At 56.0% G+C, this 9,328-nt stretch carries 7 protein-coding genes and 1 pseudogene; 6 read left to right on the top strand and 2 right to left on the bottom strand.

From position 1 onward, the window contains the following. Positions 1–295: 295 nt before the first annotated feature. Both GOW98_RS24855 and GOW98_RS24850 read right to left on the bottom strand, forming a co-directional pair. Positions 296–1,249, bottom strand: coding sequence for a hypothetical protein (locus tag GOW98_RS24855; RefSeq protein WP_170337269.1), 954 nt, complete (start codon positions 1,247–1,249; stop codon positions 296–298). A 175-nt stretch (positions 1,250–1,424) separates the two neighbouring features. After that, on the bottom strand, positions 1,425–2,120 hold the full coding sequence (locus tag GOW98_RS24850) for a Crp/Fnr family transcriptional regulator (protein ID WP_170337265.1): 696 nt from the start codon (positions 2,118–2,120) through the stop codon (positions 1,425–1,427). Between the two features lie 217 nt (positions 2,121–2,337). Between GOW98_RS24850 and GOW98_RS24845 the strand changes: the two genes are divergently transcribed. From GOW98_RS24845 to GOW98_RS24820, 6 genes and pseudogenes are all read left to right on the top strand, one after another. Continuing rightward, positions 2,338–4,170 (top strand): DUF3604 domain-containing protein, encoded by a 1,833-nt coding sequence (locus GOW98_RS24845; RefSeq protein ID WP_367646903.1) that lies wholly within the window; start codon positions 2,338–2,340, stop codon positions 4,168–4,170. A 10-nt stretch (positions 4,171–4,180) separates the two neighbouring features. Then, positions 4,181–6,061 (top strand): DUF3604 domain-containing protein, encoded by a 1,881-nt coding sequence (locus GOW98_RS24840; RefSeq protein WP_170337259.1) that lies wholly within the window; start codon positions 4,181–4,183, stop codon positions 6,059–6,061. Positions 6,062–6,118: 57 nt separating this feature from the next. Then, a complete protein-coding gene (locus tag GOW98_RS24835) occupies positions 6,119–7,120 on the top strand; it encodes a SphA family protein (protein WP_170337256.1) in 1,002 nt (333 codons plus the stop codon). A 17-nt stretch (positions 7,121–7,137) separates the two neighbouring features. Continuing rightward, entirely contained in the window at positions 7,138–7,911 is a 774-nt protein-coding gene (locus GOW98_RS24830; RefSeq protein WP_170337253.1) for a hypothetical protein, read from the top strand. A 25-nt stretch (positions 7,912–7,936) separates the two neighbouring features. Then, complete coding sequence (locus tag GOW98_RS24825) at positions 7,937–8,845, top strand: peptidylprolyl isomerase (protein WP_170337249.1); 909 nt, start codon at positions 7,937–7,939, stop codon at positions 8,843–8,845. Further along, a pseudogene (locus tag GOW98_RS24820) lies at positions 8,842–9,328 on the top strand (HupE/UreJ family protein); the annotation flags it as partial. The gene GOW98_RS24825 and the pseudogene GOW98_RS24820, both read left to right, overlap by 4 nt.

Here is a 9,328-nt window from a genome sequence, read left to right as displayed (position 1 = left end):
TCGCAACCACAAACCTGTCATCTAAACAAAGCCATCGGACGGCTGGTTCGAGCCCAAAGGCGACTTAGGTGATGGACTTAGCATTTGTCGTTTTGGGCGGGAAGCAGACCTTCGCTGCCCTGCCAAATGAATAGTTGGTATTTCAGGAACCGGACGTTCAGATCAACCAAGTATGAGTAAGATTTCAATCAACGTCTGGCAGGATTGGCAATTGCATTACGAAAGAAAGATCAACTGCCTTAATTTGTGCGATTAACCAATAAGCAGTTTCAGCGCAGTTCGAAATCTTAGGCTGTCACTCAATTGGAGCGAGTTTGGTTTGGATGACGAACCGCGTGACCGGATCAACGTCTTCGTTTTCGAGCAAGGGTGCAAACTGGCTGTCCAGACGAATTTCATTCCAATTGCGCATGGCAATCGCAATCTCCAAAGCCGACGAGTGATCCTGTTCCAACTCACGAGAAAAGATCCTGATGATCTGATCTCTGATCGCCGGCGAGACCGTACCTGAGTCTGCCAAGGCGCGAATGAGGGATCGTTTATGGTCCTGCTTGAGGTTTGCCGACCCTAACGCGGCGTCGACAGCCGCGATCGCGTCTGGTCCATCGACAGAAATCCCAGCCAGAGCCCAATCATACGCATACCCCGAGCCTAGAAGAACCGACCTGGGATACCGTGATCGGACAATTTGCGTGGCCTTGTCATCGTCGACCTGCAGGCCCAGCAATCGGATCGCGACCGGAACGAAGCTCATACGAGAGAGGCTATCGAACTCGCGCAGCAACTCGTCTGCAGCAACCGAGTTGCGCAACATCTGGATGCTTGGGTAAGGCGCTCGGTCGATTTCGATCAGGGCAGTATCTCTTAGCACCCGATCTTCGTGCGAAAGGTATCGGGCAAAATACGCAACGCGCGCATCGGATGCCGTTGTGCGATCCTGCCTCAGCTCTGCTTCAGCCCAAAGCGCATCCAGGAATTTTTTGCGCTCGGGGGTCAGAGTGAATATCCTTGTCCACTTCCGCGACAAGCCGCGCCCGGCACCATCCTTGGCGACAGTCCCGTAGGTCAATAGAACTGTCATCTCGGGATCAGCACGGAACGCCGCGCGGGTTGTGCTGTCGATTAGAAAGGGGATTTCGGGAAGTCTTTCAAGATCGTCCTGTGTGCCTCTAACGATTTGAAGCGGAGTAAATTCGAATGCGCTGTCCGGCGCCGGTACCGCCAAAACAACGACATCTGCCGTGATCAAATGATCCGCAAGTGAACTCTCGGGCAACGTGACGCAAATTTGGCATGCCAAAGCCGAACGTGGGCCGAACACCCCAAAACAGAAGATCAAAACAATTGTTAAAACCCGAGAAAAGGTCAGGGGGGTTCGTTCCCAAAATCGGTTGTGCATATGATGAGCCCCAGAAAGCATAGCTCTATTCCTCGACTACGCGACGCAACCCGTCCAAATCGAGCAAGACGGTGCGACCATATTCCAAGCGTATCAGGCCTTCGGTCGCCATTTCTCCTAAATACACCGAGATCTTAGACAGGGCGATATTCGACAGGTCCGCAAGTTCCTGCTGGCTGGCTACAACGGTGTCTGTCGGTTCGGCACCCTGCAAAGCGCCACGCCATCCGCCCAATCGCAAAAGCGCGGCCGTGATGCGTTTGCGTGTGTTTCGTTGCGCAAGGTCATTGGCCGCTGACATGGCCAGCAGCTGATTCATCGAGGCAAGGCGGGCAAATGCCTCCCACAGATCAGGGCGTTCGTTGGCCAGTGGCCGAAACCGGGAATAGGCGATCCTGACCAATCTGACACCGCCTGCGGCCTTCATTTCCACCAGACCGTCAACGCCAAGCAACAACTCTGATTCACCGAACCAGGCACCGGGGTGGTGGATATGACCCAAGACCGGCTCTATTTCGGTCAGGGCGAGGCGAACCTGAACCTTTCCCGAGACGGTGCCATAGAGAAAGCTTTGCGGCCCACCAATAGCGTAAATCGTTTCCTTGTCCTTGTACGTGACGATTTCCGAAATCTGTTTGAGCTGTTCCAGACTGTCTTCCGAAACACCTTTGAGCCAGGCGGAGGAGAAAATGGGAAAAAGCTGAACCTCGGATTTCTTCATCTCAATTACCCCATATGGGAAAGTATTTGGCAAACCGTTCTGTTAGCTTTGCCCAATAACGTTCACGTTACAATAGCGTAATTACCTGATAATAAACAGTATTATGGGGGCATTGGAGATGTATTCCGCTCAGGGTTCTCGTGGACTTCTATTCTCGACTTCTGCGGTCACTTGCGTTGTTGTGACTTGCATTGCAGGTATATTAGCACATTCGGCAGTGGCGCAGGATGCGCCCAATGTTGCGCCAGATCGGGCTGAATATTCCCCATATCCGGATCAGAGTTTTCCCAATCAGGTCTTTTTCGGCGACACGCATCTGCACACGTCTTACTCGTGGGATGCCGGATTGGTCTTTAACAAACTGTCCCCCTCGGATGCTTATAAATTTGCCAAAGGCGAAACGGTGGTTGCGTCCACGGGCATCCCGGCCAGATTGCAGAGACCACTGGACTGGCTGGTGGTATCCGATCATTCCGACGGGCTTGGCATCGCCCCGCTGCTGACACGCGCTGATCCGACATTGTTGGAAGATCCACTGGGCGCAGAGCTATACGAACTGGTCAACCAGAAAACGATCGAAAGCACACAAGCTGCTTATAACCTGTGGCTGGGCCGCGCCTATGAAGGTACGAACCATCTGGCGTCGGATCAGAATGTCCCCAAGGTTCCGTGGGAAGAGATCATCGATGCCGCTGAAGAGGCCAATGTGCCGGGCAGCTTTACCGCCTTTATCGGATATGAGTGGAGTTCGGCCCCGGACGGCAACAACTTGCACCGTGTCGTCGTTTATCGGGATGGCAAGGAAGAGGCGAATACCCGTATTCCTCTGTCCAATGAGCTTAGCAATGATCCTGAGGCGCTGTGGGATTGGATGGAGGACTACCAGTCCGAAACCGGCGGCCAGCTTCTGGCCATCCCACATAATGGGAACCTGTCCAACGGGCTGATGTTTGATTACAAACGGTTCTCGGGGGAACCTCTGTCCGCAGAATATGCCGAGCGGCGGCAACGTCTGGAGCCTCTGTACGAGGTGACCCAGATGAAAGGGGACGGGGAAACCCACCCGGCCTTGTCTCCGGATGACGCATTCGCGGACTTTGAGACATGGGACAAAGGCAGTTTCGGAACCGAGGTCAAAACACCCGAAATGCTTCCGCGCGAATATGCGCGCTCGGCCTATCGTCTGGGTCTGCAACATGAGGCCGCACTTGGCGCTAACCCGTTCAAGTTTGGGATGATTGGATCGACGGACGCTCATACGTCCTTGTCCACATCCCGCGAAGAGAACTTCTTTGGCAAGATCACAGCCCTTGAGCCTTCGGCCCACGAGATGCGCTTCAATGAAGCTATTACTGACCGGCTCGGCGACGAGGCCAACCAGATCAAGGCATGGGAGACATCGGCCTCGGGGTTGGCAGCCGTTTGGGCGCGCGAAAACACCCGCGAGGCCATCTTTGACGCCATGATGCGACGCGAGGTTTTTGCGACGACCGGGACGCGCATGAGAGTTCGTGTCTTTGCAGGATATGACTTTGAAGAGACGGACCTGCCACGCTCGGATTTCGACACTTACGGCTATGAGAACGGAGTACCGATGGGCGCGAGTCTGGCCGTTTCGGGCGATGGTCGCGCACCGCGTTTCATGGTGAGAGCCTTACGAGACCCCGACGGGGCCAATCTCGATCGGGTCCAGATCGTTAAGGGCTGGATGAATGCTGACGGCACCACTACCGAACGGGTCGTCGACATCGCGTGTGGCGGGCGTGAGCTGATAGATGGGGCGTGCGATGGTCCGGTCGGTGATACGGTCGATCAGGAAACGGCCACCTGGACCAACGATATCGGTCAGGCCATTCTGGCCGGTTTCTGGGAAGACCCCGATTTCGACCCGACGCAGTCGGCTTTCTACTACGTTCGCGTGCTTGAAATTCCGTCCCCGCGCTGGACAACCTTCGACGCCAAGTTCTTTGGCACCGAACTGCCCGACGGCGCTCCGGTTTCAATCCAGGAACGGGCCTATACATCCCCCATCTGGTACACGCCATCTTGAGGATTTAACCATGTATCTAAAAGCGCTTACGGTATCCATCATTGCTTTGTACTCAACGGCCTTCGCTCAGGACGCACCACCGCCGAATCCGGGCGAGCGTGAGTACTCACCTTACCCCCAACAGGATTTCCCTAATCAGGTCCTTTTTGGTGATACCCACCTGCACACATCCTATTCGCCGGATGCCGGAATGATCGGCAACAACCTTGGCCCTGCCGAAGCGTTTCGGTTCGCTAAGGGCGAAGAGGTTGAGTCTTCGATGGGTGTTACCGTGCGCCTCATTCGTCCGTTAGACTGGCTGGTGATCTCGGATCACGCCGAAGGGCTTGGCGTCGCGCCCATGCTCAAGCGGGACGACCCCGCAGTATTGGATACCGAATTCGGTCAAACGTTGCATGGTTATGTCAAGGATGGTTCAGCCGAGGCGGCTGGAGAAGCGTGGAACCTGTGGGCCGGCTCCCGGTTTGAAGGTAAGAACCCATACTCGAACAACCCCGATTTCTCGCGTGGTCCGTGGGAAGAAACAATTGACGCAGCGGAATCCGCAAACGAACCGGGTTTGTTCTCGGCGATTATTGGGTTCGAATGGTCTTCAACTCCAAATGGAAACAACATGCACCGCGTGGTGGTTTACCGCGACGGCAAGGACGTCGCGAACGCCCGTGTTCCGCTTTCGTCGGATGCAGGCGTAAACCCCGAAGACCTTTGGGATTGGATGGAGGCGCTTGAGGAAGAAACGGGTGGGCGCGTGCTTGCCATTCCGCACAACGGCAACCTGTCAAACGGGCTGATGTTCGACGACACCCGGTATGGCTCGGATGAAAAAATTGATCAGGCCTTTGCCGAGCGTCGCGCGCGATGGGAACCGATCTACGAGGTCACCCAGATGAAAGGGGACGGTGAAGCGCATCCGATGCTGTCACCGGACGACGAATTCGCGGATTTCGAAACATGGGACACGGCCAATTTTGGCTCCGATGCGAAAACACCGGATATGTTGCCGAACGAATACGCTCGACCAGCATTGCGAAGGGGTCTGGTTTACGAAGCTGAATTGGGTGCAAACCCTTTCAAATTCGGCATGATCGGATCAACAGACGCGCATACCTCGCTGCCCACAACGCGTGAAGAAAGTTTCTTTGGAAAGGTTGCGCAGCTTGAACCCACTGCTGACCCCGTTCGGTTCGAAGAAACCATCGCCGGAAGACTGGGTGCGCCTGAAAATGCGATCCATGCGTGGCAAACATCAGCGTCCGGTCTGGCGGCAGTTTGGGCGCGCGAGAATACGCGCGAGGCAATCTTTGACGCGATGTTGCGGCGCGAGGTTTATGCGACCTCGGGCACGCGGCTTCGTGTGCGTGTGTTTGCCGGGTATGAATTTGAAGCATCCGACCTCCCTCGGTCGGACTTCGCGGCGCATGGCTACGCCAATGGCGTACCTATGGGGGGTGATCTGGGAAAGAGTGAAGGCCGTGCGCCGCGATTCCTAATTCGGGCATTGCGTGATCCCGATGGGGCCAACCTGGACCGGGTGCAGGTCATCAAGGGCTGGTTGAATGCGGATGGCTCCACCAGCGAGAAGGTCTACGACATTTCCTGCGGCGGGCGCGAGGTGATTGACGCGGCCTGCGATGGGGTGGTCGGCAATACCGTCAACGCGCAAGAGGCCACATATACAAACGATATCGGTCAGGCGATATTAGGCGGCTATTGGGAAGACCCGGATTTCGATCCTGATCAGAGCGCGTTCTATTACGTGCGGGTTCTGGAAATCCCGACCCCGCGCTGGACGACCTATGACCGCAAGTTCTTTGGTGTCGAACTGCCTGAAGGCGCGCCTGAGACTATTCAGGAACGGGCCTATACCTCACCCATTTGGTACACGCCCTGATCCTAAAACTCGAAAAAAGCGCGGCAAACGCGTGAAGTGATTTGAACGAGGTGACAAATGAAGATGTTTTTGCGTGACAAGCGCCCGATGATGGGCGCGGCCGTCATTGCTGCCCTTACTTTTCTGACGGTAAAACCAGCAATTGCGGTTGAAGGAGGGTTGGGCGCCTATTTTCTGGGAACCAGAGATACGTTTGCGGGTTTTGTCCCCGAGCCGGGAACTTACACAAGCCTGACATTCGACCATCTTGATGGCAGCGTGGACGGCGTTTCGCTTGCAGGGCTTCCGATTGCAGCGGACGCAGACCTTGAACTTAATCTCTGGCGACTGGGTGTTACTCAGGTGTTCGACGCCGAAATTTTTGGCGGAACACCTGCCTTTAACTTAACTGTTCCTTTTCCCATCGCAGAGCTGACCTTCACTGCAATCCGCCCCCCTTTGGAGGGTGCGAACATTGACGACACGCTCTCCAGCTTCGGGGACATCAGCCTGACAGGTTTGATGGGGTGGCACCGCGGTAATCTACATTACAGCACGGGGCTGACCGTTTATGCGCCAACTGGCGAGTATAATACGGCATCCGTCAATCTGCAGGAGCGCACAGTTCACGTATTGAATGCGGGCAAGAATTTCTGGTCTTTTCAGCCCTTTTTTGCCGCGACGTGGTTCGTTCCGGAACGTGGTTTTGAGGTTTCAGGCGCGGCCAGCCTTTTGTTCAGCGAAGAAAACGATGCGACCGACTATCAGACGGCTCCCGCGTTTCAATTAGAAGGTGCGGTGGTGCAGCGCTTCCGCTCGGGCTGGGGCGTTGGCCTAGCTGGCTATACCTACCATCAGCTTGAAGATGACAGCGGCGCGGGTGCTGAGCTTACCCGGATCGCCCTGGGGGCAAGTAGCCTGCGGGCTCAGGTCAGCGGTATCGGGCCGCTTGTTACCTATGATGGCGGAACGCTGTTGGGCGCCGAAGCTTCCCTCAAACTTAAATACACACATGAGTTTGCGGCAAAGCGGCGGTTCGAAAGCAATATCCTGACGGCCGTGGTTTCATTAGCGTTCTGACCTGCGGGATTTTCAACATGAAGCTGACACTGTCATGGGTGATTGCAGGAGTTCTGGTCCCTTGCGTTATCCACGCACAGGAGACATCTGAGTCTTTGCAATCTGCAGCCAACGATCCGACGGCGTCGATCATGTCGTTTCAGCTGCAAGGGTTTCATTCGTTCAATCTGCACAACTCGCCAGAGGACAGCAGTCTGGTACAGTTCCGCGCCGCGATCCCGTTTACGTTGGGATCAACCAACCACATTGCACGGCTTACACTGCCATATGTGACGGACAGCGCCACTGGGCAGTCGGGGCTGAGCGACACCACCCTGTTTGACCTCATAACCTTTGATCGGCGCTGGGGTCGTTTCGGAGTGGGTGCCGTGGCTCTGTTGCCCACCGGTGAGGATGGATTGAGCGCGGAAAAATGGGCTCTGGGACCAGCGGCAGGATTTGCGAAACAGGAAAAATGGGGGCTCTGGGGATTTTTCAACCAGAACCTTTTCACCGTCGCCGGAGATGACGACCGGCCAGATGTCAACCTGTCCACAATCCAGCCCGTGTTCAATTACAACCTTGGCAATGGCTGGTCCGCCGGAACATCCGAGATGGTGTTCGTTTATGATTGGGAAGCCGGCGAATTCAGCAGCCTGCCGCTGGGGGTCAAAGTGTCCAGGCTCGTCAAAGGCGGAGGTCTGCCCTGGCAGTGGTCCTTGTCCTACGAACACAACTTTGACGATGACACGATCTCGGCCGCCGACACGGTGAGCTTTACGTTGAAACTGCTGATGCCCAAGGGCGTCTGAAGAGATGGGTAATGATCTGATGAATGTGAGCTGGCAAACAACGAACCCTCCATCTGGGGCTCTGCCGTCGATACGCAAGCAAAGCCTGATCCGGCGGATTGTGACGGAACCTTTTGTCCATTTTGCGCTTCTCAGCCTTGCGATCTTTGGCTGGTTCAAACTTGCGCAACCGGGCGAGTGGTCTGCGGGTTCGGATCCACGGGTCATCATCATTGATCAGCGGCAGATCGATGTTCTGGCCGGCCAGTTCGAAGACACCTGGCGGCGCCCTCCGACAGCGGAAGAGCTGGCCAATATGAAAGAGGATTGGCTTAACCGCGAGGTTCTGTACCGCGAGGCGCTGGCGCTGGGGCTGGATGGCAATGATGAGATCATCCGCAACCGGATGGTGCAGAAGATGAACTTTCTTCTGACCTCCGAGGCAGGCGCGGCCCGCCCCGAGGATGAGGTGCTGCAGACCTACCTGACGGACAATGCCGAGACGTTCACGACTCCCCCGCGCATTGCGGCCAGCCTTGTTTACCTGGGTCAAAATCCCAGCGGCACGTTTGTCGACCAGACGCGAGCACGTTTGGCTACGGGGGAAGATCACCGCCAATTGGGTCAGACATCATTACTTCCGGCAGGGTTTGAACTGAGCGCTCGTACTTCGGTTGATAGCAACTTTGGAACGGGCTTTTTTGATCAACTGCAGCTCTTGCCATTGGGGGAGTGGAGCGGACCTGTTCAATCGTCTTTCGGGCTTCACATGGTTCGGATCGACAACAGATGGGATGCCGTCTTACCGCCTTTTGGCGCGATCCGGGATCGCGTTTTGGCAGATTGGCGCGAGAAGCAAGCCGAGCGTGCGACGGAACTGTTCATAGACAATCTGCGATCCACCTATGTGATCGAAGACCTTGGGACAACGGGCATGCCCGCGGGTGAGTCATGAGGCATCTTCTGCCCGTGATCGCGCTGCTGGTTGGGCTTTTGGTGCCCGCCTTTAGCCATGCCCACGCGCTGGAGCCGGGGTATCTGGAAATCTCGCAGGAGACCGATAGCGACTGGTACGTGTTCTGGCGCAAGCCCGATGTTCGGGGCGCTCCAATGGATATCGACGTTGTGCTTCCGGAGGTCTGTACCGCGCCCACCTTTGATGCACCAGTCTTTGACGGTCGCGCCTGGACTCAGATCTGGCGCATGACCTGCACCGAAGACCTGCGTGGCAACGCGATACGGATCGACAAGCTTGAAGCGCAACGCACGGACGTTTTGCTGCGGGTGGGATATCTGGACACGGTGAACATGGCGACCTTCCGGCTGACGCCGGATGCTCCCGCTGTGACGCTGCCCGCGCAACAGGGGCTTCTCCAGACGCTATGGCAATATGGCGTGTTGGGGTTTGAACATATCCTCGAAGGCTGGGATCACCTGC

It is taken from the genome of Ruegeria arenilitoris (genome assembly GCF_013032445.1).
Lineage (GTDB): Bacteria > Pseudomonadota > Alphaproteobacteria > Rhodobacterales > Rhodobacteraceae > Ruegeria > Ruegeria arenilitoris_F.
Note: the sequence above shows the minus strand (reverse complement) of the source record. Positions and strands in the feature narration are given on the sequence as shown.